19 protein-coding genes and 2 pseudogenes are annotated in these 26,979 nt (G+C 67.9%); 11 read left to right on the forward strand and 10 right to left on the reverse strand.

The features are described from left to right. Window positions 1–5 precede the first annotated feature (5 nt). Window positions 6–851 carry an SGNH/GDSL hydrolase family protein gene (locus ACM6LU_RS13040; RefSeq protein WP_414937878.1) on the forward strand — a complete coding sequence of 282 codons (846 nt, stop codon included), beginning with the start codon at window positions 6–8 and terminating at the stop codon, window positions 849–851. A gap of 5 nt (window positions 852–856) precedes the next feature. Here the strand turns inward: ACM6LU_RS13040 and ACM6LU_RS13045 are convergent, their stop codons facing one another. Both ACM6LU_RS13045 and ACM6LU_RS13050 read right to left on the reverse strand, forming a co-directional pair. Further along, entirely contained in the window at window positions 857–2,101 is a 1,245-nt protein-coding gene (locus ACM6LU_RS13045) for a PucR family transcriptional regulator (RefSeq protein WP_414937879.1), read from the reverse strand. Window positions 2,102–2,128: 27 nt separating this feature from the next. Next, window positions 2,129–2,476, reverse strand: a complete 348-nt coding sequence (locus ACM6LU_RS13050; RefSeq protein ID WP_414937880.1) for an STAS domain-containing protein — start codon at window positions 2,474–2,476, stop codon at window positions 2,129–2,131. Window positions 2,477–2,929: 453 nt separating this feature from the next. On the opposite strand from ACM6LU_RS13050, the gene ACM6LU_RS13055 reads away from it, so the two are divergent. Both ACM6LU_RS13055 and ACM6LU_RS13060 read left to right on the forward strand, forming a co-directional pair. Beyond that, window positions 2,930–3,472, forward strand: a complete 543-nt coding sequence (locus ACM6LU_RS13055) for a cysteine hydrolase family protein (RefSeq protein ID WP_414937881.1) — start codon at window positions 2,930–2,932, stop codon at window positions 3,470–3,472. Between the two features lie 67 nt (window positions 3,473–3,539). After that, entirely contained in the window at window positions 3,540–4,505 is a 966-nt protein-coding gene (locus ACM6LU_RS13060; RefSeq protein WP_414937882.1) for an aldo/keto reductase, read from the forward strand. Window positions 4,506–4,660: 155 nt separating this feature from the next. Here ACM6LU_RS13060 and ACM6LU_RS13065 read toward each other — a convergent pair. Continuing rightward, window positions 4,661–5,283, reverse strand: a pseudogene (locus ACM6LU_RS13065) (response regulator). Next, complete coding sequence (locus ACM6LU_RS13070) at window positions 5,280–5,603, reverse strand: sensor histidine kinase (RefSeq protein ID WP_414937883.1); 324 nt, start codon at window positions 5,601–5,603, stop codon at window positions 5,280–5,282. The pseudogene ACM6LU_RS13065 and the gene ACM6LU_RS13070 overlap by 4 nt, the downstream one beginning before the upstream one ends. Window positions 5,604–6,215: 612 nt before the next feature. Here ACM6LU_RS13070 and ACM6LU_RS13075 point away from each other — a divergent pair. The 5 genes and pseudogenes from ACM6LU_RS13075 to ACM6LU_RS13095 all read left to right on the forward strand — a co-directional run. Beyond that, a pseudogene (locus tag ACM6LU_RS13075) lies at window positions 6,216–6,458 on the forward strand (ABC transporter ATP-binding protein); the annotation flags it as partial. Beyond that, complete coding sequence (locus tag ACM6LU_RS13080; protein ID WP_414937884.1) at window positions 6,455–7,339, forward strand: PfkB family carbohydrate kinase; 885 nt, start codon at window positions 6,455–6,457, stop codon at window positions 7,337–7,339. The pseudogene ACM6LU_RS13075 and the gene ACM6LU_RS13080, both read left to right, overlap by 4 nt. 107 nt (window positions 7,340–7,446) lie before the next feature. Beyond that, window positions 7,447–7,800 carry a BTAD domain-containing putative transcriptional regulator gene (locus tag ACM6LU_RS13085; protein ID WP_414937975.1) on the forward strand — a complete coding sequence of 118 codons (354 nt, stop codon included), beginning with the start codon at window positions 7,447–7,449 and terminating at the stop codon, window positions 7,798–7,800. Window positions 7,801–8,037: 237 nt separating this feature from the next. Continuing rightward, entirely contained in the window at window positions 8,038–9,807 is a 1,770-nt protein-coding gene (locus ACM6LU_RS13090) for a hypothetical protein (RefSeq protein ID WP_414937885.1), read from the forward strand. 395 nt (window positions 9,808–10,202) lie between these two features. Then, complete coding sequence (locus ACM6LU_RS13095) at window positions 10,203–10,406, forward strand: WD40 repeat domain-containing protein (RefSeq protein WP_414937976.1); 204 nt, start codon at window positions 10,203–10,205, stop codon at window positions 10,404–10,406. 467 nt (window positions 10,407–10,873) lie between these two features. Here ACM6LU_RS13095 and ACM6LU_RS13100 read toward each other — a convergent pair whose 3' ends face one another. From ACM6LU_RS13100 to ACM6LU_RS13125, 6 genes are all read right to left on the reverse strand, one after another. Next, entirely contained in the window at window positions 10,874–11,578 is a 705-nt protein-coding gene (locus tag ACM6LU_RS13100; RefSeq protein WP_414937886.1) for a choice-of-anchor P family protein, read from the reverse strand. A 9-nt stretch (window positions 11,579–11,587) separates the two neighbouring features. After that, the gene (locus ACM6LU_RS13105; protein ID WP_414937887.1) at window positions 11,588–12,412 is read right to left on the reverse strand and encodes a L,D-transpeptidase family protein; all 825 of its coding nucleotides are present in this window, start codon (window positions 12,410–12,412) and stop codon (window positions 11,588–11,590) included. Between the two features lie 213 nt (window positions 12,413–12,625). Then, a complete protein-coding gene (locus ACM6LU_RS13110) occupies window positions 12,626–19,213 on the reverse strand; it encodes a LamG-like jellyroll fold domain-containing protein (protein WP_414937888.1) in 6,588 nt (2,195 codons plus the stop codon). Between the two features lie 262 nt (window positions 19,214–19,475). Next, complete coding sequence (locus ACM6LU_RS13115; RefSeq protein WP_414937889.1) at window positions 19,476–21,728, reverse strand: EAL domain-containing protein; 2,253 nt, start codon at window positions 21,726–21,728, stop codon at window positions 19,476–19,478. After that, the gene (locus ACM6LU_RS13120; protein WP_414937890.1) at window positions 21,728–22,264 is read right to left on the reverse strand and encodes an RNA polymerase sigma factor; all 537 of its coding nucleotides are present in this window, start codon (window positions 22,262–22,264) and stop codon (window positions 21,728–21,730) included. The genes ACM6LU_RS13115 and ACM6LU_RS13120 overlap by 1 nt, the downstream gene beginning before the upstream one ends. Continuing rightward, window positions 22,261–22,545, reverse strand: coding sequence for a hypothetical protein (locus tag ACM6LU_RS13125; RefSeq protein WP_414937891.1), 285 nt, complete (start codon window positions 22,543–22,545; stop codon window positions 22,261–22,263). Before ACM6LU_RS13125 ends, ACM6LU_RS13120 begins: the two co-directional genes overlap by 4 nt. A gap of 192 nt (window positions 22,546–22,737) precedes the next feature. Here ACM6LU_RS13125 and ACM6LU_RS13130 point away from each other — a divergent pair, with 192 nt between their 5' ends. The 3 genes from ACM6LU_RS13130 to ACM6LU_RS13140 all read left to right on the forward strand — a co-directional run bounded on the left by ACM6LU_RS13130 (window position 22,738) and on the right by ACM6LU_RS13140 (window position 26,878). Further along, on the forward strand, window positions 22,738–23,703 hold the full coding sequence (locus ACM6LU_RS13130; protein WP_414937892.1) for an SAM-dependent methyltransferase: 966 nt from the start codon (window positions 22,738–22,740) through the stop codon (window positions 23,701–23,703). 1,032 nt (window positions 23,704–24,735) lie between these two features. Continuing rightward, on the forward strand, window positions 24,736–25,074 hold the full coding sequence (locus tag ACM6LU_RS13135; protein ID WP_414937893.1) for a MerR family transcriptional regulator: 339 nt from the start codon (window positions 24,736–24,738) through the stop codon (window positions 25,072–25,074). A 277-nt stretch (window positions 25,075–25,351) separates the two neighbouring features. Beyond that, complete coding sequence (locus ACM6LU_RS13140; protein WP_414937894.1) at window positions 25,352–26,878, forward strand: alpha/beta hydrolase; 1,527 nt, start codon at window positions 25,352–25,354, stop codon at window positions 26,876–26,878. Window positions 26,879–26,979: the final 101 nt, after the last annotated feature.

The raw sequence follows: 26,979 nt of genomic DNA on the forward strand, positions 1-26,979 counted from the left end.
CTGGGATGGCGCTGGGCAAGCGGGTCAAGGCAGGGCTGGTGGCGCTGGCCGCCGCAGTGGCGGTGACGTCGGCGCCGACACCGGCGCAGGCGGGGCAGCTGGAGTACGTCGCGCTCGGCGATTCCGCCGCCGCGGGGCCGCTGATCCCGAAGCAGGATCCCAACCTGCTGTGCCTGCGTTCGGATCGCGACTACCCGGCGTTCGCCGCGGCGGCGCTCGGCGCGAAGCTCGCCGACGTTTCGTGTTCGGGTGCGGTGACCGCCGATCTCACGAACCGGCGGTTCGGCATCCTCGCGCCGCAACTCGACGCGCTCAAGCCGTCGACGGGGTTGGTGTCGATCACTATGGGCGCCAACGACTCCGGCCTGTTCCAGCAGGCGCTCAGCTGCATCAACCTGCTGCCGGAACCGGCGGGTCACTCGTGCGCGGACCGGCTCACCGCGGGTGGCAAGGATCCCCTCGGCGACTCGATCCAGGCGTGGGCCCCGAAATTCGGCGCCGCGCTCGACGAGATCCGAGCCAGGGCGCCGCGGGCGAAGATCCTCGTGACCGGATACGGCACCTACATCCGGCACAACGGCTGCTATCCCGTGCAGCCGGTCTGGGCGCGGGACGCGAACTACCTGCAGGGCGTGATGAACCTGATCGGCTCCACCGCCCGGAAGCAGGCCGAGGCCCGCGGCGCGACGTTCGTCGACTTCGCCTCGCTCACCGTCGGGCACGACATCTGCGCCGCCCCGCGTGATCGCTATCTCGAAGGCCTGATCCCCGCGCACGCCGCGGCCCCGCTGCATCCGAACGCGTCGGGGATGGCGGTGTTCGGCGCCGCGATCGCGAAGGCGGCGCGCTGACCCACTCATCCCCGGCCGGTCGCCGACCGGGCCGCGAGTGCCGCGCTCAGCAAGGCGATGTGTTCGAGCCGGGTGGGGTCCAGCCCGGTGAGGTCGGCGATCCGGCGCAGCCGGTAGTCGACGGTGTTGGGGTGGACGTGGAGGGCGGCGGCGGTCTGCCGCCGCCCGCCACGGTGGAGGAAGGTCTCCAGCGTCTGGAGGAGTTCTTCGTTACCGTCCAACGGTTGCAGCCGGGAGGCCAGCCGGTCGAGGGCCGGGCCGGGGCGAGACAGCTGGTATTCGAGCAAGACGTCGTCGAGCCGGTACAGCCCGGGCGGCCGCCCGGAGCCGGTGGCGACCGCGAGCACGTCCTGTGCCAGCTGCGCCGCGGCGGGAACGCCTGCCGGTCCGGCCGCCGCGACCCCGGCGATGACCTCCGCGCCCGCCGTGCGGGCGACGTCGGCGAGGACCCGCTCCAGCCGTGCCCAATCGCGTGTGGACAGTTCGCCCGCCGGGGTTTCGTGCGGCAGCAAGGCCACGCCGCCCTCGGGGGTGAGCGAGGTCAGGACCGTGCCGCGGATCTGGCGCTCCAGTTCGACCCGCAGCCGCCGGAGTTTGCGGCGTCCGGCGACCAGCGGGTCGACGCCGCTGGCCTCCTCGTCCGGATGCGCCCCGACCGTCGCCGCGAGGACGATGTAGCACGGCGGCAACCGCAGGCCCGCCTGTCCCGCGGCCACATCGGCGGGCTCGCCGTCGAGCAGGGCGGAAAGCACCGCGTGCCGCGCCGACCGCTCGTCGTCGAACATCGTCTGGCGCTCGTCCAGGTACCCCGCGCCGACGGCGGGGGTGACGACTTCGAGGTAACGCAGGGTAAGCGCGTTGACGGCCAGGACGTCCGCGACCTCCTCCGGACGCGCGTCCGGCGTCAGCGACGCCCAGACCACCTGGATGCCGATGTGATACGCGGTGAGCACGATGTCGATCGGGATGCCCTCTTCCGCACGGCGGGCGGCGGACTCGCGGAGGAAGTCGAGTTCCTCCTGCGTCGGCGTCGCTCCGGTGCGCAGGGTGTCGATGAACGAACGCAGGTTCTGTTCGATCACGTGCGTGATGTCGCCACTGAGTTCTTCGGCGGGCAGGTGGCCGTACTCGGGGATCCGGGACACGATCTCGGCGAGGACCGCCTTCGCGAGCGACGGCAGGACTTCGGTCAGCCGCTCCGCCAGCGGGCGGCCGCCGATGCGGAACCCTCGATCCTCGTCACCCGTCACAACCGCCCATCATGACAGCCGGGCGGGTCAGCGGCAGAGCGCGTCCCGTGCCGAGTCGACCGTCGGGTGCACGTTGAACACCGCGTCGAGCCCGAGGAGTGACATCGGGCGCAACAGGGCCCGTTCCTGGGTGACCAGGATGAACGGTACGGCCGTCTCTTCGGCCTTCGCCCTGATCTGGACGAGTGCCGTGAAGCCCGTGGAGTCACAGAAGGTGACCGCGGAGAGGTCCGCGATCAACGCCGCGGGAATGAACTGGAGTTCTCCCTCCAGTGTCCGCCGCAGGCTGTCGGAGACGGCGAGATCGATCTCGCCGGACACGGTGACCACCGTGTCGGTGCCGGACGCGGTGACCGAGACGTCGAGAGGAGACACGAATCTCCGGACCGAACGGGGCGGATCAGAGGCGGGGGCGCGATAGTCGGTCAAATTTGACTCCTTGCCGGTACGGGGAGGACCGGCTGCTGCCCTGTTTGGGCATGCCGGACCACGAAGTAGAACGGACCCGGCGGCTGGTGTCTGAACCGCGACGGGTCAACCGTAGCAGCCCCGCGTCCCGACCTGCCGGATGAGCGAGTTCCGGCCCACTGTTGTGACCGACCTCAGGGTGGAATTCACGGACGACACCGCGGCGAAACCGCTCGCGCTTCTGAATCTGCCGTCCGAAGGCCTTCGAGCGGGACGACCTGGACCGCATGGTGCGATCCGGTGCTGCGCGTCTACGCGGATCCGGCGGGGCATCGGTTCTGCGTCTTCGTCGCTTGACGAGGTCGACGATGTAGCGGCCGCGGGTGTTGAGCGGCGCGGCCGGTTGGCTAGCTTCCCGTCATGACCACCGCGCTGATCATCGGTGACCTCCAGCGAGGCATCACGGGCGACTACCCGTTCACCAGGCAGGTCCTGCCGCCGCTCAAGGAACTGCTACCGCGTGCCCGTGCCGCCGGTGCGCTCGTCGTGTTCGTGCACTTCGCGCTCCGGGGTAACGGGGCCGACCTGCCGCCGGGAAACGCGATGCTCAAGACGTTCCACGAGGCCGGGGACACCTTCCACGAGGGTTCGGCCGGAACCGAGATCGATCTGCCGGTCACCGCCGAGGACGTCGTCGTGCTGAAACGCCGTGCCAGCGCGTTCGCCGGCACGGATCTCGACCTGGTGCTCCGTGCCCAGGGCGTCGAAACCGTCGCGATCGCCGGAGTCGCGACCAGTGCGATGGTGGCCGCGACGTCCTACGACGCGGCGGACCGCGGCTACCAGGTAACCGTGCTGCGCGACGGTTGCGCGGACGGTGATCAGGCGATCCACGACTTCTTCGTCGACGCCGTCTTCCCCAGCCGGGGGTTCGAGGTCGTCTCCTGCGCCGACTGGTGCTGAATATCTCCTCGACCAGTGGGCCGCGGGTATGACACCGTCGTCGGCGAGCTGATCATGGGGAGCTGGGATGAAGACGAACCGACTCGGGCGCACCACCGTCGAGGTCACACGGCTGGGGTTCGGCGGCGGGCCGCTCGGTGGGCTGTTCGCGCCGCTGGACGACGAGACCGCGGCGGGGGCGCTGGCCGCGGCCTGGGACGGCGGCGTCCGTTACTACGACACGTCTCCGCATTACGGCATCGGGCATTCCGAGCGCCGGATCGGTGAATTCCTGCGGCAGCAACCGCGAGAGTCGTTCGTCCTGTCGACGAAGGTCGGCAGGCTGCTGGTACCGCAGGACGTGGACGGGAAGCTGGATCCGGCCGGTTTCCATGTCCCCGCGACGCATTACCGGGTCCGGGACTTCACTCGCGACGGGATCCGGCGCAGTGTCGAGGATTCGCTGGAGCGACTGGGCCTGGACCGGATCGACGTGCTGTACCTGCACGATGCCGAGGAGTTCTTCGACGACGCGTTGCGCGATGGCTACCCCGCCCTGGCGGAGCTGCGGTCGGAAGGCGTCGTCGGCGCGATCGGTGCCGGCATGTACGACACGGCCATGCTGACCACTTTGGTGCAGGAAGCGGATGTCGACGTGGTCATGCAGTCCGGCCGCTACACGCTGCTCGATCACAGCGCGCTCGACACGTTCCTGCCCGCGTGCGCGGAACGCGGCGTCTCGGTGATCGCGGCGTCGATCTTCAACTCCGGGCTGCTCGCCGTGCCACGGCCGAGCGAGGGGGCGCACTTCGATTATGAGGCCGCGACACCGGAAGTTCTGGAGCGGGCCACCAAGATCGCCGACGTATGCGAGTCACACGGCGTGACGCTTCCTCAGGTGGCCATGGCCTTCCCCCTGCGGCACCCGGCTGTCGCCGGGATCGCGGTCGGGATGCGCTCAGCCGAGGAGGCGCGGCGCAACGTGGAGTCCTTCGCCGTCAAGGTACCCGCGCAGGTCTGGACCGATCTGAGCGCTGCGGGCCTGATCCGTTAGGCGGTTTCGTGCAGAAGGCGGACTTCTGTCCGGGCGTACGCGACCCGACCACGCCGGTCTCGACCTCCGGCCCGAGTAGCGCGCGGATCCACGTCCGCTCCTGCCCGGCCGCGTGACGCAGGACGGAGAAGAGGGCGGCCAGCTCGACCACCGTGTTAGCGGCGGATGAGGCCCAAGTCGGTCGCGGCGGCGACGGCCGCGGTGCGTGAGTCGACGGCGAGTTTGGTGTAGACGCGGGCCAGGTGGGATTTACCGTGCCTTCGGTGAGGTGGAGCCGGGCGGCGATGGCCCGGTTGGAGAGGCCGTCGGCGACCAGCGCGAGGACTTCGATCTCGCGCCGGGTCGGGGCGGTGTCGGGGGCGCCCATCCGGTTCATGAGCCGGTCGGCGACGGTGGGGGCCAGCTCGTGCGCCCGGCGGCGGCGGGCGCGCACCGCGGCGGCCAGGTCTTCCGGCAGGGTGTCTTCGAGGAGGTAGCCGGTGGCGCCCGCTTCGATGGCTGGGAGGGTGTCGTAGGTCGTGACGATCAGGACGCGGGGGGCGCCGGGGCGGGCGGTGATCGCGGCGGTGGCTTCGGCGCCGGTCATCCCGGGGCCGAACCGCAGGTCCATCAGCACGACGTCGATGTCGCCCTCGGCGGCACGGACCACGGCGTCTTCGGCGGTCGCGGCCTCCGCGATCACGACGAGGCCGGGTTCGGTCTCCAGCACGGCGCGAAGTCCGGCTCGCACCAGGGGATGGTCGTCCGCCAGGAGAAGGCGGATGGCTGCTTCGGTCACGGGTTCGCCTCGGGCAGGGGCAACCGGGCGGCCAGCGCGGTGCCGTGGGCAGGAGTGGACTCGAGGATGAAAGTGCCGCCCAGAGCCTGGGTACGGCCGCGCATGGCGCCCAGTCCGAAGCCGCCCTTCTCGGGATCCGCGACCGGCAGCCGGTCAAGGTCGAAACCCGTGCCGTCGTCGACGATGTCGAGTGCGATGCGGCCACTGAGGTAGCTCAGGGTGATCTCGGCGGTGGCGGCGTCGGCGTGGCGGACGGTGTTCGCGAGGGCGGCCTGGGCGATGCGGAGCAAGGCGACCTCATAAGCGGTCGGCAGCGGCACAGGATCGCCGGAAAAGGTGGAAACGCGAGGCGATCGGGTGGCGGGTGCTGGTGGTGGCGCACAGGCGTTCCAGCGCACCGGCCAGGGTGGTGCCGTCCAGGGCGGGAGGGGTGAGGGCGGCGACGAAACGGCGGGCTTCGGCGAGGTTGTCCGCCGCGGCCTGGCGGGCTTGGGTGACATAACCGGTCCGCGGTGCCGGGGGCGCGTTCGGCGGCGCGCAACAAACAGCTGGATGCTGGAGCGGTGTGCTGGGCCTCGGCGAGGTCGGCGCGGGTGGCGGTGAGTTCCCCGATCAGCCGTCTCCGTTGCTGGCTCTCCTGGTAGAGGGCCTGATATCCCCACACGACGGCGACGGCCGCACCGAGCGCGGGTCCGATCACGGCGGCGGGGTTGAAGACACCTTGGTGCGCGGCGAAGGCGATGATCGCGGTCAGCGTGGTGGCGATCACCGCCGCCGCGCCCCTCCGGCGCGAGAGCAGATGGAGCTGGAGGAAGTACAGCGGGACGACCCAGACCCCGTCCGCGGTCAGCACCACCAGAGCCAGCCAAACCGCGCACACGGCGGCCAGCACCAGCGGCGACCTGATGGGAGGTACGGACGCGGGGGAGGAGCGGGCCCTGATGAACGGCCCCACCATCCTCCTGATCGACGAACCCGCCAGCGCCCTCGACCACGACCGCGGTGCCGCGGTCGTGGACCTCATCACCCGGCTCACCCATCAGCAGGCCACCGCCACCATCCTGGTCACCCACGACCGCACCCACCTCACCGCCGCCGACCAGATCGCCGAAGTCCACGATGGACGTCTCCACCTGCCGGCCGCGGCCGCTGAACAGAAAGGTCCACTGCGATGAGCGGACGATTGATCCATACCGGGCAGGTCGTGGTGGACCTCGTGATGCGGGTGCCGAGCCTGCCCGTGCCGGGCGGGGACGTGATGGCGTCCACAGTGGACTTCGTGCCGGGTGGGGGCTTCAATGTGATGGCCGCTGCCGCCAGAGCGGGCGCCCCTGTGCTCTATGCCGGGACGCACGGTACTGCGAACTTCGCCGACCTCGCCCGGTCGGCGATGGCCGCCGAGGGTATCGTCCTCGCGCACGAACCGATGGGCGAAGGTGACACCGGGATCGTCGTCGCACTCGTGGAGAACGACGGTGAACGCAGCTTCATCACCGGCGCCGGTGCCGAAGGGCGCCTGCCGCGAGGCCTGCTCGACGACATCGTCCTCACCGGCCAGGACGTCGTCTACCTCACCGGATACAGCCTGCTGCACGCATCGAACGCGGAAGCCCTTTTGGACTGGTTGCCCCGGACCGGCGACGAGATCGTCCTGTTCGATCCGGGCCCACTCGCCGGTGACGTTCCCGACCAGGTGCTCGCGGCCGTCCTGTCGCATGTGGACATTCTCAGCTGTAACGTCACGGAGGCGGAAACCCTCGACTTGACAAGCGGCCGAGTGGAGACGCTCGTCGTCCGGGATGGTCCCGCCGGATGCCAGGTGCTCTTCGGAGAGCGTGTCGTGGCCGTGCCTGGATTCGCGGTGGCCGCCGTGGACACCAACGGCGCGGGGGACGCGCACTGCGGCGTCCTCGCTGCCGAACTGCTCGCCGGGACGGATCTGCTCGAGGCCGCTCGCCGGGCGAACGCCGCCGCGGCGATCGCCGTCACCAGGCGGGGACCCGCCACCGCACCCACCCGGGCCGAATTGGACGCTTTCCTCGGTGTCGCCCGGTAGGAGCGGGTCGAGCTGTGGCCAAATCGGATACTGGGCGACGTGCCAGTGGATGTGCTGACGGACGTGCTGCGGGGAGAACGGCGGGACTCGCGCGCCGCGGCAACTGCATGTGCACATCCATCGGTTGCGTACGGGGCTCGGAGAGCCGGACAGGCTTTCTTTCGGGGCGGGTTACCGGCTCCGGGCGCGGGCGGAGGAGGTCGACGCGAAACGGTCGAGACCTCGTCGAGGCGGGGGCGGCGGAGCCGGATCCACAGCGCGCGATCGGGTCACTGCGGGCGGCGCTGGCGTTGTGGCGCGGTGACTCGTTCGAGGGCGTCGAGGTCCCGGTGCTCACCGAGCGGGCTCAGCGGCTTACCGAACCTGAAATTGTGAAAGACGCGTGGTGTCGAGGCGGTGAACCTTCTCGCGGCGTCGACGGCGTGAGTTCGCGCCGCGATATCGATATTCACCGAAAATGATCAACGCGGGTGTCGTCGACTCCGCCGGTTTCGGCCCTGGTCGAGAGAGTACCGCGTTGTGCGGTAAAATTACCCGCCTGGGCGATGACTATCAGCTCAACCTGTGTTTCTGGCTCATGGGGTTCCGCGAACAACCCGCGTAGTGGATGAGCAGGACGCTGCGGCCGTGGCACCGGGGCTCGGTCCGCGCCGCACAGTCGCCGGATTCTCGAACTCGGAATATGGGAGATTCACCACGTGAGCAGTGTGGAACTGACCGGCCCGCCGCCGGTGGCGGAGCCGGACCGCGGCGGGGCCAGACCATCAGGTGACGGCATGGCCCCCTCACGCCGGGGTTTCCCGCCGTTTCTCGGCGCCATCGCCTCGGTCCTCGCCGGCACGGTGCTGATCGCCGTCCACGCGAGCTTCTACGGCAACTGGATGATCGACGACGCGGCCATCACGTTCGCCTATTCCCGTAACCTCGCCGATGGTTTCGGACCGGTGCTGCAGCCTGGAGTGGAGCCCGTCGAGGGCTTCTCGAACCCGGTGTGGATGGTGCTGCTGGCGCTCGGGAAACTGGTCGGCCTGTTCGACAACGGGACGATCTTCGGCGTCCCCGACTACATCCTGTTCCCCAAGGGTTTGGCGCTGCTGTGCTGCGCGGCCATCCTGGTGCTGGTGTACGTCGCCGCGAAGCGCGTGACATCGCGGCCCGCCCTGGTCACCGTGATCGCCGGCGCGGCGCTCGCGGCCAACTCCTCATTCGTCATCTGGTGCTTCTCCGGTCTGGAGAACTCGGTCTACGCCCTCACGGCCACCGCGGTGGCCGTGGTCACCCTGTGCGGTGTGAACTCCGGCACGCTTCTGACCGCGAAGGTCGCTGTTTCGACCGGCGCGCTCGCCGCCCTCGCCGGGCTGAGCCGCCCCGACGGTGTCATCTACGCGGCCGCGTTCCCGATCGTGGTCGCGCTGTTCACCCGCCGCGGCGGCCTTGCCCCCGCCGTCCGGGCGGTACTGCTGTCCGCCGCCGGGTTCGTCGTCCCCTTCGGTGGTTATCTGCTGTTCCGCTGGATCGAGTACGGGCGCCTGCTGCCCAACACCGCGATTGCCAAGGCTCAGCCGCTCCCGGACATCACCGACATCGCCAAGGCCGGGACGGTCCTCCAGTACGCGGGCTGGCTGCTTGTCGCGGTCGCGATCGTCTGTCTCGCCCTGGTGATGCAGAAGCCGTCCAAGCTCCGCGCGGACATGGTCGCGCTCGTGGTCCCGTTCGGCCTGTCGGTGGTCGCCTTCTGCGTCCTCCAGGCCGACTGGATGGGGCAGTTCCGGTTCGCCACCCCGATCTGGGCGCTCGGCACGCTCGGCGGCACGATCGTGATCGTCGAGACCGTGCGCGAGGCGCGGATCCGCGGCCGGGTCCTGCTGGTGGTCACGCTCGTCATCGCGACGGTGTCGTCGGTCAGCGGCTTCTACACTCAGGGCGAGAAGTACCGCGCCACCCCGAAAACGCCGTTCTGCAGTGTCGTCGAGCGTGACGCCAGGGTCACCAACGGCGTGGCGGACCTCTTGAAGCTGCCCGACTCCGCGAAGATCGGCGTGATCGACCTCGGCGGGATGTCACTGGTCAGCAGGCTCCAGGTGATCGACCTCGCCGGTCTCGCCGACCGCGTCATCGCCGACTACCTGAGCACCGCGGATTTCGCGGGTGAGCGTCGGTACGTCTTCGACGAGGTCCGTCCGGAGCTGATCTCGCTCATCGGCTCGTGGGACACCACGCTCGGCTTCGCCCAGGACGAACGGTTCGCGCAGGAGTACGAGGTGCTCTACCGCAGCCCCCGTGATCCGGCCGCGTTCGGTGACGTCGGGGTGTGGGTGCGTAAGGATCTCGTCCGCGACCCCGCACTGCTCGCCGAGGCGCAGAACTACGTGACCACCGAGACCCAGAAGGTCGTCGCGGCCAACTCGGTCGCGCATCTGCGGTCCTGCGGGGATGTCCTCCGCCCTGGTCAGACCCCCACTCCCTGACCAGGATCAGGACACCGAACGGGCGCACTCGCCGAGGCGCCGCAGCAGCGGGTCGCTGGTGCGGCGCCTCGGCCACATTCGTCACGAGGGCGCTCCGGCGTCGGATCTTGATCGGCGGAGGATTGGGCCACTCAACGTCCCCAATCCTTCGTTGCCCGCATCCGGGTGCCGCCGCGATCAGCGGGTAGGTAAAGACGAGCCCAGGACCCGAATCACGAAACGGCGACGGAATCCTGCCCGTGCAGGCGGATCAGCCCACCGGAGTGCCACACAGCGCGGAGTCGATTACCTGGACCCGTGTCGTCGTACCTTCGGCCTGTACAAAGGTGTTGGTCATTAGCGCCGCGTGCCTGCCGTCGTCGGTGGCGAAGGTCGCGGACGAGTGACCGGTCGCGCTGTCACCGACGTGCGCGGTCTACGGCGTGGATTTCAGCCCCGACGGCCGCATCCTGGCCACCGCGGGCAACGACAACACCGCACGGCTGTGGGACGTCAACGATCCCCGTCGCCCCACCGAACTCGCCACCCTCACCGGCCACACCAGCGGTCTCTTCGGCGTGGCCATGCGTGGTCACCGGGACAGGCAGGGCGGGTCGTAGGCGATGCCGGGGAAGTACCGGTTCGTGCCGGGTGGGCGCCATGCGTTCAGGAGTAGCCGACAGTCACGTCACCGGCAGAGGTGGAGGTGTTGATCCGGTGTGGGCTCGCCGCTGAGGTTTCGGTCCTGTTCGCCGCTCTGACGTCGGGGTCGCGACGGACCCGCCACCCGTCCAAGCTATCGCCGGTGACAGCGCGTTCCGCTTCACCGGCCGCGAGGGCGCGTCAAGTGATGGACTCATCGTCGAGTTCGGCGCGTTCCTCACGAACCAGATCGCGGCCGAATTCTCTTGTCCGGAACGGACGGTCAAGAACACCATCTACGGCATGACCGGCCGGTTGCGGTTGCGGAACCGGTCGCACGTGGTGGCATACGCCGTGCGGACGGGAGCGATCTGAGGGCGCGCCCGCATCGAGTGTGGCTTCCGGGCGGGACCCGGAAGCCACACTCGTGTTGTGCGGGCGATGGTCAGCCGGTGACGTCCAGGTGCGCGGGGACCGGGGTGGGCTTGGGGGCCTTGCCGCTGGGCTGCGGCTTGTCACCGCTGGGTTTGGTCGGCGGTTCCGGAGTGGTGCCGGCGGATTTGGCGCAGGTCGCCGACGCGATGTCCAGAGTCTGCGTCCGGCCGAGCAGCTTGGCGGAGACCGCGGTCACGGTGAGCGTGCCGCCGGCGTTCTTGGTCTGCTTGTTCACCACCAATTCGAGCAACGGGGCCAGCGGTACGGTGGTGTTGGGCGGGACCTGGTCGAGCTTGATCGCTTTGCCGCCGACCTTCAGGTTCGCGATCGACACCGACCCCTTGCCGTCTTGGCATTCGGACTTGATCACGTCGGCGCTCAGCCCGGGCAGTGTGGCCGCGGTGGGCAGGGTGGCGAGATCCAGCGAGAGACCGGTGACACCGGACTTGGCGTACCCCGGTTTCACATCGGCGTTCAGTGCCTTCGCGCTGACCAGGGACGGGCCGGATGTCGGCAGCGCCACCGAGGCGAGCGATTCCTTGCCCGCCCCGGAAACCGAAGGTGTACGGGGGATCGTGACCAGACCGGACGCGGCGATGGCGTAGGCGGACTCGGCCGGGGTGGCCACGGCGGGGGTGGCGGTGACGGCCAGGCAGGCCGCGGCCGTGCAGGCGAGCACGCCCGGTGTACGCGGGGACAAGGAAATTACCTCCATGATCGGATTTCAGGTGATGTGCACGACGGTGCCGAGCGGCAGTTCCACGAGGCGGTCCAATGCCTCGCGGGTGACTCGGATGCAGCCGTCGCTGGTGGCTTTGCCGACGAAGCTGTCGTCCGGCCAGGTGTGCATGCCGACCGTGCCGGGCCCGCCGCCGAAGGTCTCGTGCGAATCGGAATGGCTGCTCAGCGGCAGCACGATCGGGCTGTAGGTGTTCACGCTCTCCTTGATCGAGGCGAGGATGAACGCGCGGCCGGTGGGCGTGGGGTGCTCGGGTTTGCCGATGCCGATGGTCCACGAACCGGTCGGCTTGCCGGCTTCGAGGATTTCCAGGCGGAATTCGGCGAGGTCCACGTTGACCTGGAAGTCGTTGTGCGCCGATTCCGCGGTTTCCGGGGTGGCGTGCAGCCAGCCGGTCGCGCCGTTGGGTCGCGCCGGTAGCAGCACCTGTGCCCAGTCGCCCTGCCGGGCGATCACCGGGACCCAGGTCGGTGAGCCGATCTGGGTCTCGGGCAGCCGGGCGATCGGCTCCGCGCCGGGTGCGCGGTAGACCACCGCGTCCGCCTTCGGGTGCAGTACTTCGCCGTTGGCGGGGAGCGTGGGGGAGGGGTCTGCGGGCGCGGAGTCCAGCCGGCCGAAAGTGTTCGCCTCGGGTAGTGCGGCCGGCATCTCGGGCGACGAGGGTGGCGGCGCCACGGGGGCAGCGGCCCCGCCGCCCTCGCCCCCGGTGGTACCGCAGCCGGACAGTGGAAGCATCGCCAGCACCAGTACGAGAAGCGCCTGAACCGGATGTGGGCGTGCGCCACCGCAAGAGGTCTGCAGTTTGGTCATCAGGGCCTGTCCTTGCGCAGAGTGATCCGCAACGGGATACGAATCAGGAACGGTCATCTCTAACAGGTAGGCAGTGCGTTAATCAACGCGCACGGTTGGTGATCAGATCGAATCTGCCAGCGGTTTTGCCGTGTTTTCCCAGGTCGGCCGGGTAGGCGGAGTTCACTCGATCGAGGTGGAAATGCGCTTTCGCTACGCCGGGCCGAAAACACTCTACGTACTTTTCCTACTACCATTCGGAGGACTCGCGGCACAGCGCTCGGCGCGATGACTACTCGGAGTGTTCCCGACTCTCGCTCGCCGGGGCAGCAGGCCCGAGGCGTATCCGGCCTGGAAGTACGCCACGACGTCGGTCAGGATCCGGTTCAGCAGCGCCACCTTCACGGGATCCGCCTTGGCTTGCCGGGTCGCGGCGACGAACGCCGCCCACCACGGCACGAGATCCCCGAGCTTCGACGCCGTGTGGCCGTCCAGTGGGGCCAGAACGGTCGCCACCCCGTTCCCGATGTCGGCGGGGGAAGGAATGTCGGCGGTCACTTCGTCCTCGACCAGTTCGATCAGCAACGGGTTGTCGGCCAGGTCGATCACTTGCGCGGGCTCGTGAGCGACGGTCTGGTCCGGATTGGTGTCGAACAGCGGCGGTACCCGGCTGACGTAGGTGACCCGGTGCAGCAGCCGCCACGCGCCCTGCCCGGTCAGCTGGACGTTGCGCAGCGCCACCGCGTCCGGGTCGCTGCTGGAAGTCAGCCATTCCTTGTCGATCACTTGGTTGTGGAACGTGTCGCCGTTGTCCGCCGAAGGCGGCAGGTAGATCGACATGAACCGGTAGGCGTCGACTTTGCCGGGGCAGTATTCCGGGGTGTAGCCGGTGTCCGCGTGGTAGCCCTGCAGCATCGGGTCGCCAGGGCAGGTCACCGCCAGTGAGAACCCGCGCGACTCGTTCTCCGACTTGCCGACCTGAACTTTGACATGGCCACCGAACAACGCGTCGATAGCGCCGTACAGACCGTACTGCGCGGTGAAGGCGATCTCGCCGGTGAGGCCGGTCAGATGCGTGTAGTCGCTGAATCCCGTGTAGACCCGTTCGTGGACAGCGGAGAACTGCTCGGTTTCGGTGTGCAGGCCGCCGGATGCCGTCCAGACGTACCGGTTGGCGATTCCGCGCGTCGGGACGCCCCGGCCGAAGTCATGGAACTGCTTGTCGTTGATCTCGTCCAGATCGGCGCTGCCTCTTTCGCCGAGGCTCGCCGCGTCGAACTGGATGAACATGCTCCGCATGGCCGCGTCGGACTTCGCTGTTTTCGCGGCCAGCCGGTAGGCCTCGTCCGGCTTGAAGTAGCTGCCTCTGGCGACGTCGGCCCGCGGGAAGTCGGGGTCGTTGACCAGCCCGACCTTCCCGTCCAGTGTCCCGTTCTTCACGTAACGCGGGTCGATCTGGAAGGTGAGGATGTTGCGGTCCGGCGGGATCTCCAGGTCGGGTAGCACCACCTTGCCGACCATCGCCCCGGTGGAGTGCAGCCGCATCGCGTACAGGTCGGCCGTCATCGACTCAACGAGCGCGTATCCGAGGTTCAACGGCTGGTAGCGACGGCCGACCACCGGGTTGAGGTAGTCCGACCGATCGGTCCGCGCCGGCTCCCACATCCCCCTCAGTCCCAAGGTGTCCGTCGTGACGCGGGTCCACGCCGAAAGGTAGGTTTCGTCCCGCTGGCGGGCGATTTCCAGGTTCGACTTGTGCCGGGCGCCGATCTTCCCGGTACCGGCGGTGAGCAGATGTGTCCACGCCAGTACGGACGCGCTGTCCGCCCATTTCGCGGCGACACCGGCTTTCGTGTCGATTTCCATCTTCAGCGCGGTCTTGTAGTCCGACGAGGTGAACTTGATCGACGTGCTCTCCTCGGACCGCAGGGTGACCGAGGAGGCGTCCTGATAGGAGTTGTAGCCGAACGGGCTGTCGTAGAGCGGGCGGGACAGGTTCTCGCTGGGCACCGGTGGCGCGCCCTCGATGTAGCCGATCAGCGTGGGCAGGGTCTGTACCTGGCCCAGATACACCAGGTCCGTCTCGCCCATGCCGTAGCCGGTGGACAACGTGAGGGCGGTGTCGTCGAAGAAGTAGGCACGCCGCATCACCGCGTAGGGAGTGCCGTCCCCATGGGTCTCCAGCTCTGGGTACTCGACCACGGCGGCTCGGCCCGAGAGTGGACGCTGGAACCGGGTCCGCGGGCCTTGGTAGACGTTGGTGAGCTGAGGTCCTTCGTTCGCGACCGGTGCGGTGGAGGCGACATAACCGGGTGAGCCGACGGGACGCCCGTTCGCGCCCCGGCCGGTGAGGTCCGCGCTGGTCTTGTCCAGGGGCCAGTAGGCGACCAGGTCCGCCTCATCGCCCTTCAGCTTTCGGTACAGGGTCGACGTGATTTGGGATCGGGTGCGTGCGGAGCGCCAGATCCGTACCTCGGCCAGCGATCCGTCGAGGTGGTCCTGGAACTCTTCCCCATTCTGTTCGTAGGCACCGATGGTGCACTGGTCGTACCCGAGATACCCGGTGACTTCGTCGGCGGGCGCGGGTATCACCGACCCGATCGGCTGACCGTCGTGGTAACACCGATACCGGCCGACGTTCTGGAGCGTGCCCCACAGGTCCGTGTCGGTGAGCAGGAAGTCGTTGTCGTTCACCGAATCCTCGGCGACATTGCCGGAACCTTCGCTGAACCACCACGCCGAAACCACGCCCTGATCGGCGTCGGCGGCTTGGTTCCGTCGCATCACCGACCGAACCTGGTCCGCCGACAAGCCGGCCGACCAGAATCGCAGCCCGCTCAAAGCACCCGTGAAGCGCGCTTGCGCTTCCAAGGCCACCCGGCCGTCCTTCGACGGCGGATTGCCGATGCCGAGCGTCAGTGGAGCCGAGGAATCGACGGACGTCACTGTTTTCGCACCGCTCAGTGTCGTCTGCGCCTTTCCGTTCTCGAAGCCGTCGACGTAGATCGTGAGCGTGCACCGCAGGCCCGCCTTGACCTGAGCCGAGGTCAGCGTCACCGCGACGTGGACGGCCGGGCCGTTCGAGACGGATGCGCCGCTCCGCACGGTCAGCCGGGTCCGGTCACCACTCGCCGGGTCGACGAGCCCGACCGTGCAGAACGGATTGTCGTCGGAATCCAGTGCGAGCCGGAACGACTGGTCCTTTCCGGAATCTCCCCACTGCGAAAGGATTGTCTGCCGCAGACCGGTGGAGTCGATCGCTTGCACCCAGCAGTCGATGCTGAACTGGCCGTCGAACGTGAGGTCGCCGGGCTCGGGGCAGACGCCGTAAGCCGGTGGACCCGAGGTGGCGTCCGCGAGGTTCAGTTTCAGGGCACCGGCCGCCTGATAGCTCACGGCCACGTGATTCCACTCGCCAGGGCGCAGGCGCGCGCGGGCACGGACAGGCGCCGTACCACCGACGCCCGTGACGATGCCGATGAACGGGTCGTCATCGCTCGAGCCGACCGCTTGGGATTTGGTGAGTTTCAGTCGCGCGTCGAGCGCGGCCCCGGTCGCGGTGGCGTGGTTGGCGAAAACCGATTCGGCGGTGGTGTGCCCCTCGGCCAAGGACCAGGCGCCGTCCAACCCTGGTTCATTTCCGGTCAGCGCGGCGTCGCACGTGTACCGCAGTTCCGCGGCCGTTCTGGCGAAAGACCAGAGACGCACGTCCGACAGCGCGCCGAACATGCTGACGTGCGGGCCGATCGACGCGCCGATCGCCAGCGACGGCGAGGTCGACTTCGACGGTGGCTGCAGCTTGACGTCACGCACGGTGTTGGCCGGCACGGCGTCGACGTAGATCGTCAGCGTCCAGGTTCCGTTGAGCCAGGAGCCCGTCGCCGCGACATGCGTCCATACATCGGAAGGGAGGGGAGTCCCGGCCGTGAGGTACTCCGACTTCGGCTCGTGGCTTTGCGGCCGGTAGCCCAGTGACAGATGGCGCCCGAAGTCGAGACCGAGGTTGACCAGCGGCTTGGTTTTGCTCTTCGCGTCACAGACCTGCAGGATGCTGCCGAGCCGGTTCGCCTTGGGGCACGGCTTCTGGTCCGGCTTGATCCACGCCTCCCAGGTGAAGCCGGTGGGCCCTGGCGTGAAAACCGGGTTCGACGGCACCGCGAGACAGGAGCTTCTGGCGTTGCTCTTCTGCTCGAAGGCACCGAATCGAAGCGTGGGCAGGCCGGCGACGCCGAGATAGTAGGACGGCGTGAGTTCGCCCAGCCCCTTCGCCGGGCCGTTGTCGTAGGTGATCACCACCGCCGGGTCGCTTCCCTCCGGTCGGATCCAGGATTCCACGGTCCAGGCCGGTCGTGGCGACAGCTGAGTGCTGGTGAGCGCGACGCTCATCGCCTGACGGCCGTTCAGCGCGAGCGCCTTCGCCTGGTGTGCGGCCAGCCACTTGCCGTTGTCGCCGGTCACCGTCCGGGTGCTCGTGCCGTCCACCGCCCGCGGGGCCCGGCCGAACAGCGGGCTTTTCGGTGGGAGCGCGGTCATGGCGATCATCGCCCGGCCGACGGTGTCATCCGGTGGTGTCGGGGTCAGCGAACGTCTTTGCCAGCTTGCCGCGTCGACCTGCCCGGCGGCGAGATCGCCAACATCGACCGGTTCGAGCACATCGAACAGCATCGAGCCGCCGCGCAGATTCAGCGCAGTAACGAAGGTCTGGTCGGCGACCGGCCCGGGTTTCGGGTCCGCGGAGATGTGGGTGAACACCGCGTCGGCCGCACTCCAAGCACGTAACCGAGCGACGAAACCCGCCTGGTCACGCGGAACGTTCTCGAGTTTCACGGCGGAGTGACCGCCGACAGCCAGCGAGACCGAGCAGTGTGCCGGACCGCCGTCCGCCGGTGAGATCGTCAGCGACAGGTTCTCGGTCGTCTTGCCGAAGAGCAGGATGCTGCCACCGCTGGTGCTCAACGCGTAGACGGGGGTGTCTGCCGCGTCTTGTCGATAGGAGTAGGTCGCCGGGTCCGCGTCACCACCCAGAACCGGTGCCGCGTTGGCGGTGTTGACCGGTACCGCTCGCCAGGTCTGCACCGCGGTGGCACCGGCGTCCGAGGCGTAGCGCACGGTCAGCTCCACGGTCCCGTTCCCCGCCGCGGTGACTTCGACCCGGGAAAGCGGCATGTCGGGGCGGTGGGAGACCAGCACGAGCCTGCCCGCCGAGGCCAAGGGCAACCGTGCCGACGGCTGATGGCCGAGGAAGTCGTAGAACGGCCGTGCTCCCGACAGGACCGCTTTGTCCGCGGGGTCGTCGGAGAACGCCCCGTTGAGGATCGTGACCATGGTCCGTACGTCTCGCGGGACCCCGCCCCAGTTCTCGCGCGGCAGGCCGGCGGCGGTGCCGTAGTCGATCGTCACGTCGCAGAGATCCGCCGCGGTGACGCCTTCACGGACGCAGGGCGCGACGGTCGCCACCACATTGTCGAAGGTGCTGCCACTGCGCCGGGCGATCAGCGTGAACGTGCCGGCTTGGTCGTCGTCGGCGTCCCAGGGCAGCGTGACCTGGGTCCTGGTCACCGTGGGGTCGTACTGGGCGACCGCGAAGGCTTCGACGCCGGTCGAAGCGGTGGGCTGGGGGAAGTAGCAGTGCACGAGCCCATCGGCACTGTCGAGGACGGCGGGCGCGGCGGCGGGTCTCGGCGTGCCCAGCAGAACCGCGCTCACCGTGCCGGCACCGGCCGAGCGCACCGCCTTGGCGGGGACGGGATGGTCGCCGGTGGCCGGGGTGAAACCGCCGCTGTTCAGCGCCCCGTCGATCAGCACACAACCGATCCCCGCCGGGAACCCCGGAATGGTTCCGTCCGGCAGCACACCGAAGTCGTAGACGGCCAGTGCTCCCGGCAGGCCGGCCCCGGCGTTGGCGACCGGGACGGTGACGCCCAGCCGGACCGCCCGGCGAAGGCTCGACTCCGCGCCGCTCCTTTCCTGCTCGGCGTACAGACTCGCGCCGACGCCGGCGGTCGGCGTCAACGTGGTGCTCTTTCCCGAGTTCCAGAGCGTGGGGGTGATCGTGAAGGTGCGTGACAGCGCCGGATCGACTTCCACACCACCCGTGTTGTCCTGCGGATACGAGACGAAGGTGAGGACTTCGCCGGTGACCGCCACGATGTGCCAGCGGCTGATATCGGCATCCGACGTGGGCGCGAGGACGACGTCGAACCGGCCGCCGGTGATACCGGACAGCGCCGACAGCTCGATGGTGGGTTCCTGGAACGGCTCATCGATCATGTTGCGGAAGCCGAGCTCGTCACCGGGGCCGGCGGGCGCGTCGCGTCGCTCACTGCGCCGGTAGCGCACCTCCCACACCCGCTCCATCCGCCAGCCGCCTTGGTTTTGACCGTCACGTGAGCCACTGGATTGCCGCGGCGGAGTCCGCACCAGCGCGAAGCGATCCATGTAGAGGCTGCCGGTGGTGGACTGGCGGAAGCACGAGATGTACCTGCCGTCGGTGACGGCACGAAAAGGCGCGTCCGCGGGCTTCGGAGCGGCGGCGGCCGAGTCGACGGTGATCAGGTCCATACCGGCGATCCGCAACAACGGGCGGTCGTCCGCCGAAACGGTGGTATTACCGGCGAGACACAGTTCGTTCCAGCCGGCCCATTCCTGCGGAACGCCGGGATCCGCCCCGGAGATACGCACGTTGTAGTACAGCGTTTCGAGCGTGGTGGCGGCTTTTCGGGCGAGTACCACCACTGTTCCAGCCAAGGTGAGACCGACGGGATCGGCGAGCATAATTCCGTTGCAGTCGGTCGAGGGCCAGGTCTGTTCCGATGTCGTCATAACCATCCCTCGGTTGAGGTCCACCTCTTGGGGAACGTCGGCGACCTTTCATGTTATTGAGGCCGTCGCACGCGGACACCCCCCTGGAATAGTGAAAGAAGGTGACGCACCGTTTTCCGAAATGGTGGCCATTGGGCCTGTCCGGGGTGATGGCTTTCCGACAGTGTGGTTTTCAAGTTTTCCGTCGGCGGAGGCAGCCGCCCATGTCCACCGGAATTTCCTCAGCACGCGGAGAGTCTTTCTTCTGGCGCATCTTTCACGGTCATGATCGTTCGCCGAGTTCGGACTGGATCTCAGCCGCGGTGAGCGCGAGGGCGGGTTGATACAGGTCGAATCCCGCCACCGGATTCGGTCGTTCTTCGGCAAGGGCCCTGGCGCCGAGGGCGTGGATGGCGGCGATCGCGCTGTCGAGTAACGCGAAGCCGGTGAAGTGGTCGAGGGTGGTCGAGTCGATTCCGATGGTGTCCCAAGGAAGTTGAGTGATCGCGGCCGCGGGCAAGGCATCGCCGTAGGCGCCGGTGAGTGCCAGGGAGCATCCGAGATGAGGAAGTTCCGCGAGCCTGGCCAGCACTGGTGGTGCCGCGACGAGTGAAGCCGCTGGAATGGCCAGCTGAAGCTGCCCTGGCAGCAAACCGGCGGTGGCCGTCGTCGCGGTGAGCGCGTCGAGCAGCGCTTCGTCGTGGACGAGCCTTCCGGGGAGGTCGAGCATCACCTGTGGGGGGTTGCCGATCCCGGCCCAGGTGTAGATGTCGCGGCAGACCAAGTCCAGCATCAGCGGCTGAGCGGCGGCCAGCAGGCCGGTCCGCTCGGCGAGTTCTTCCACGTCGGCGAGTCGATGACGTTCGCCGGTCGGACTGGTCCACGAGGCCACCGGCCGGATCGCGGCCAAAGTGCCGTCAGCGGCGCGGACGGGCTGATAGTGCAGGACCAGGCTGGTGTGGTCGATGGCGTGATCCAGCTCCGCCAGCATGGTGAGCGCTCGATGGTGGTCGGCGTCGTCCGCCGGTTCCGCGTGGATCCATGGTTCACCGGAGCGGTCCGGATCCCGTAGCGCGCGGCGGGTTCGACGCAGCGCGGATTCGAGGGTGTCGCCCTCGCGGACTTCGGCGATACCGATCCGCGGATGCAGGTGCAGCCGGTGCCCACCGACCCGCACCGGCTCACGCATCCAGTCGGCGAGTTGCTTGACCAGCCGGGTGACCAGGGACCAGTCGCCGAGCCGGGACAGCAGCACGAGAACGTCTCCGTCGCCGTGGCTGTGCCCGGCCAAGAGCTGAGGGTGATCGGGGTCGGCGACGGCGACGATCTGGGCGTGGATCTGGGAGAGCAGCCGGTCGCGCATGCCCTGGGTGAGCACGTGGTCCAGGTCCCGCCAGGCACCGACCCGGACGGTGAGCAAGGCCGTGCCGCCGCGTTCCCGGCGGTCAAGGAGTTCGCCCGCCTGGTCGGCGAACGCCTGCGCGGTCAGCAGCCCGGTCGCGGGGTCGAGGTCGTCACTGTGTCGTAGCGCCCGCACGAGGGTGACGTCGTGGAGCAGGACGCTGAGACCGCGCTGGGCGTCGTCGGCGTGCCCGAGTACCGCGGAGATCCACCGTGGTGGCCCGTAGTGGTCACCGACGAGCTGGAACTCGGTCCGGGTCACCGCCGAATGCGGCGCGGTGGCCATCTGTTCGACGGCACCCCGCAGGGCGGCGATGTCCGCGTCGCGGTCGGCCAGGTCGGCCAGCGGTCGTTCGCGCAGTTGCGCCCCGGTGCAGCCGAGCAACGCCTGCGCCGCGGTGTTCGCCTCCAGGATCCGGCTGCGAGGGTCGAGGGTGAGCACCGCGGTGCCCGCTTCGGTGACTCGGACGTGGAACTCCCGCGCGCCCGCGACCTCGAGGTAGTCGGCGTGAGCTCGGGCCAGGCTGACGCTCAACAGCGTCTGGTCTTCCCGGACCCTGTCGCGGAGGCCGGTGGCGAAGCCTCCCGCGAACTCGCCGACGACCTGGGCCTTGATCCGGCGAGGAGCGTGCGGGGTGAACTCGGTGGCCAAGTCCGACAGGAGACTGACGCAGGTCCCGAGCGCGTCGGCGGAGAGTTTGTGGGTGTAGGACAGCGCGCGCCCCACCTGGTGCGGACTCAGGATCGGAAGCTCCGGTTTGATCAATTCGGTGATCCGGTCGACCCTGGCGCCGAGATGCTGGAGCAAGCTGGCGGTCCAGCGCCCGAAATTCTGATCGGCGAACCGCGGGTGCGTCGTCAAGAACGCCTTGTCGGCCATCGCCTGGCGCCAGCGGCGGCCGAATTCGACCGCGTCGTCCGCGGTCAGGCGCAGGCCGGGTGTGACGGGATCGTCGATCGCGGTCACCTCGGCGGCGGTCAGGGTGCGCCACTCCTCGTCCCCTTCGGTGTGCACCGGCTTGGCGGCGGCGGCGGAGATGAGGCCGAGGACGCGGTCGAGGCGTTCGTCACCGGAGCCTTCGCGGTGAGCGGGGGCTGCTGACGCCGGGCTGGTTTCGGATGCGGGATCAGTCATCACAGGTTCCCTTCGCGGTCGTGGCGAGCGGTATCGAGGTCGGCGCTGACTTTCTGGCGAGCACGAGTGATCCAGTCCTCGACGGTCCGGGGCGCGCGATTCACCCGGCGGGCGATCTCTTCGATCTCGTAGCCGAACATCCGCAGTGACAACACATAACGAAGGTGTTGGGGCAGTGCGGCGATCGCCCGGTACACCAGGACGACGGCGTGTTCGTCGTCGCCCGCCCAGGCCAGGCGCAACGTCGCGAGCCGAGGATCGTCGAGGCTGCCGCCTTGACGCCGCGCGGCGCGAACGGCGTCGATGGCCCGCTTCTTCGCCACATCGGTCAGCCAGGCACGCCTGCTCTTCTTCAGGTGGTGCCAGTGCTGGGTCAGTTCCTGAAGTGCTTGTCCGACCACGTTTTCGTGATCGATCCCCGGGAATTTGATACGCAGCGACGCTGAAAGCCGAGGTTCGTACTCGGTCATGATCTCGGTGAGCTCATTGAGGTCCTGCGCGCTCCAGGGCGGCGGATGCGGGTGCGATTCGCTCACGCCCGTCCCCGACGGCCTCGGCGGCCCGTCCCGACCTCACCAACGGCGCTCGTGGTCACCAGCAGCGCTCCGGACGCGGTGATCTCCAGCCGCACCGCCCGTGCACTCAACAACAGGGGCGCGCATTCGCGCAGGACCGGCACCGCGGACCGGCGGATCAGCCAGCCGCGGAGCGCGCCCACCAAGGCCGACCCGGCACGCATGAGACGCCTGTGGTGCGCGCTCAGAACCCACGGCACCGCGGCCAGCACGAAGAGAACCAACGAAACATTCGGGGACATGAGGAGAAAAACCCTCCATCGACATCGAACACGGTCACACGACCGCGACTCTGTTGCGTCGCGGCTACCTCTATCTCGACCGAGTGGCCCATATCCCCGTGAACTGCCACACCAAAGAGAACGGGTCACCCGAATACGCCGCGAAATGACCACGAAACGTCGAGGTCGGACCGGTCCTTCTGACTCTTACGGGTGAATTTCGCGGGTACGCCTGCGTGGGTGCAAGTCCGCCCAAGCGGCAGATGCACGATGCAACCTGCCGTTGATAGCGTCCGGGGGTATCCGGCGCGAAGGGGATCCACCGTGGGCACGCCAACCGAAAGCAACCCCGACCGACCCGACATCCGCATCGTCGACATCGAGAAGCCCAGCGTCGCCCGCGCCTACGATTGGTACCTCGGAGGGTCCTGCAACACGGCCGTCGATCGCGCGTTCGCCGAGCGCGCCGCTCAACTCATCCCAGCCCAGACCATGGCGCTGGACAATCGGAACTTCCTGCGCCGGGTCGTCACTTATCTCATCGATCACGGTGTCCGTCAGTTCATGGACATCGGTTCCGGCATTCCCACTGTCGGCAACGTTCACGAAGTCGCCGCCGCGCTCGCCGACGACGTCCGAGTCGTCTACGTCGACAACGATCCCGTTGCCGTCGCTCAAAGCCGACTGCTTATCGGCGATGACCCCAAGACGACCGTGATCAACGCGGACATCCGTGACCCGGCCGCGATTCTCGACCACTCGGATGTCCGCGCCCTTCTCGACTTCGATCAGCCGATCGGACTTCTGATGATCGCCGTCTGGCACTTCGTCACCGACCAGGACCGGCCGTCCGAACTCGTCGCCACTTATCACGACGCGCTTTCCGCTGGCAGCTACGTCGGCCTTTCGCACCTGTCCGAAGAGCACGCCACCCCTGACCTGCGCGAGCGTATCCGCGAATGCGTCGGCACCTACACCACGAGTGCGAGCCCACTCGTGCCCCGCGATCATGCGGTGCTCGCCGGCTGGCTCCCCGGGCTTGACCTCATCGCGCCAGGCATCGTCCCCGTCAACGGCTGGCACCCCGATCTGCCCGGCCCAGACGGGCCGGAAAACCGGCTCATCATCGGCGGTCTCGCGAGAAAGAACGTCCGGAGATCAGCTCGTGAGCGACCATGATTCGACCCGCCGCGGCGTAGTCGCCGTTGCCACCTGCCCGGACATGCCTGCGATCAACCACCTTCACCATCACCCGTCAGAACCGGTCACCGACGGGGGACGTGACTGGTGTCGGGGCGGCGAGCCGGTCCGGACGGAAAGACGTCCGGATTCCTCTGCGCCGAGTCGGCTGTAGCGGCGTCCGGCGAGGGTGCGCCGGTCAGGCCGAACGGGTCCTGCCGCGCGGTCGGGTCGGTCATCCCGGCTCGCTCTTTCGGGCGATCGTTGACCGTGGTCACCCCGCGTTGACCTGCGGATCTCCGATGGCTGGCTTACCCGATGTCGTGACAGGAGCAAATCTATGATCACTGGGGTAGACATTCAGCCGCAGGTGTGTGTATTGTTCTGCTCATACCGAGAAAGACAACGTCAAGCAGGCGCGGGAGATGACGAACTGCCCGCGAGGTGAGACAAGACGGTCAGGCAGGACGAAGCCGATCTGTGAACAGGTTTCGACTGGTGGCCGGTGCTGTACCGGGATCGAGAAGTGAAGACGTAGTGGCAAGGCCGATCCCGGCGAAGGAAGTGCAGTTCGAACAAGGCAGTTGCGGTAACGCAGTAGGTAGTTGCTAGTTGGTCAGTGCAGGACCGGTCAGGTGGCCGGGGCCGATCTCGGACAGGGTCCCGGGCAGTGATCAGCGGTGTGACGCGTGCTGGGACCGATCAGTGAAGGGGTTCCAGCCGGTGACGCCGGCAGTAGTCGCTGTACAGCAAGTGATACACGGCAAGAAGAAATACAGGATAGAAGGGAAAGGGCACATCATTGGATCGCCCGCCGCGGCTGTGCGTTAGTGCCGCGCGGGTACCGCAGTCCCATCGGATTGGAAGGTGGTTCTCGGTTACGACTCAGCGATCTCCACGTCGTCCGCCTCTCGGACGGACGCCGCGGATACAGGAACCCGGCCTCACGGCCGGTTGACAATGGTGAAACCCGAACCCTGGGACCCCGGGTGCCGATCTGGCATCCGGGGTTCCTTGTGATGTGGAGGTGGAATGATTCCTGACCAACGCGAGACCCCCGCTCCTGATCCGGGCGGGGCCGACAAGTTCGATGACGACCATTACCCCGCTTATACGATGGGCCGGGCCGCGGAAATGCTGGGCGCTACCCAGAACTTCCTGCGCAGCCTCGACGAAGCCGGACTGATCGCGCCACAGCGCTCGACAGGCGGACACCGCCGCTACTCCCGCCACCAGCTGCGCCTCGCCGCGCGCGTCCGGGATTTGGTCGACCAAGGCACAGCCGTCGACGCCGCCTGCCGCATCATCTCCCTCGAAGACCAACTCCACGAATCCCAACGCCAGAACACCCGCCTCCACGCCACTGAATAACCGACCGGACCAGGTGCGCCGCCGAGATCCCGCAGCACACCTCATTTCCGGCGGGCTGATGTCCCCAACGCCGCGTTCAGACAGCCACGCGTAACCGCCGCCTGCCCGCGGTCCCACCACTCATCCCGCCGCCCTCCGAACGGAGTAGGCAATCACACTGACCGATGGTGGTTGTCCGACCGCAGTCTGATTCGGTGTGCTACCTCAGACGGTTGTCTCCGTCACTCGATCGTGGAAGTTTCCTCCTTTGACCCATGGGGACCTAGGGAGGAAATCCATGCAGCAGATGGTGCGTGTCCTCGGGACCGCGCTCGCGAGTTCTGCGTTGGTACTGAGTGGGAGTTCTGTCGCGACCGCGACTCCGGAAGGGCAGCCGGAGTACGCGGTCGCGCCGATCGAATGGAAGCCGTGCGCGGAGGCGCCGGACGTCGAATGCGGCACCCTCACGCTGCCGATCGACTACACCAAGCCGAACGGGGAGAAGTTCGGCCTGGCCGTGGCTCGTCGTAAGGCCACCGATCCATCGAAGCGGATCGGCGCGATGGTGATCAACCCTGGCGGCCCTGGCGGTTCGGGCGTCGACTTCGCGGTATCGGCCAACCGTTACTTCAGCAAGGAGATTTCGGAGAAGTTCGACGTCGTGGGCTTCGACCCGCGTGGCGTCGCGCGCAGCCGGCCGATCAAGTGTTCGGCCGACCTGATCCGCGAGCAGCCGTCGAGCTACCCGAAGAACGTGGCCGAATACGACCAGCTGGTCGCGTTCAACAAGGAGTTGCGTGAGGACTGCCGCAAGCAGTCCGGTCCGATCTTCGACCACGCGTCGACCGCCGACGTGGCGCACGACATCGACTCGATCCGCCGGGCCCTCGGCGAGAGGAAGATCAACTACTACGGCATCTCGTACGGCACGATCATGGGTCAGCACTACGCGGAGCGGTACGGTAAGAACATCCGCGCCATGATCATCGACTCCAACATGGATCACAGCCTTGGCACGAAGCAGTTCGTCGCGTCGGAAGCGCGTGGTGCGGAGGACTCGTTCCAGGAGTGGATGAAGTGGAACGACCGCACCCCGTCGTCGCCGTTCCACGGCCAGGATTTCCGCAAGATCTGGAAGGACCTGCTGGCGAAGGCGGAGCGAGGTGAGGTGCCCGCGCCGTGGGACCCGAACGTCAAGTTGACGCCGGAGGACCTCGGACAAGGGGTGGTCGGCATGGCCTACGGGCCTGGCTGGCAGTCGTACGCCGAGCAGATCAAGAAGATCGTGGACGGCCTACCGGTGCCGGCGTCGGCGTTCGCGGCGGGGGAGACGGTGCCCAACCCGTTCCCTGGCATCTTCTGCAACGACTACAACCTCCGGATCGGCTCCTATCGCGAGTACAAGTCGCTGGTGAACCTGGAGAACGGCATCGCGCCGAACACCCGCGGCTCGGCGATCGGCCACAGCGCCGTCATGGGGTGTATCGGCTTCCCGAAGGCCACCAACCCGCAGCGGCCACTGAACATCCGCAACGCGCCGAAGATCCTGCTGACCAACGCCAAGCACGACCCGGCGACGGTGTACGAATGGGCGGTCAACGCGCACCGGCAGTCCCGTGACACCACCGTCTTCGTCACCTACGAAGGCTGGGGCCACGGCGTTTACGACCGCAGCGAGTGCACCCGCGCGATCAACGACCAGTACCTCGTGTCGCTGAAGCTGCCACCGAACGGCACCACCTGTGCCGCAGTCGAGCCTGCACCTAAGCCTGAGTCGGCTCAGGCCAAGCCGAAGGTGCCTGTCGGCCCGTTCTTTGTTCGGTAGGACGGTAGTGAAGTCGGCCTGTCCCCTCGGTGTACACGCCGAGGGGACAGGCCGTGCCGGAAGACACTGGCTCGACGGTGAGCGTCTACATGTCCCCGGCG

It is taken from the genome of Amycolatopsis sp. cmx-11-51 (assembly GCF_047608665.1).
GTDB lineage: Bacteria > Actinomycetota > Actinomycetes > Mycobacteriales > Pseudonocardiaceae > Amycolatopsis.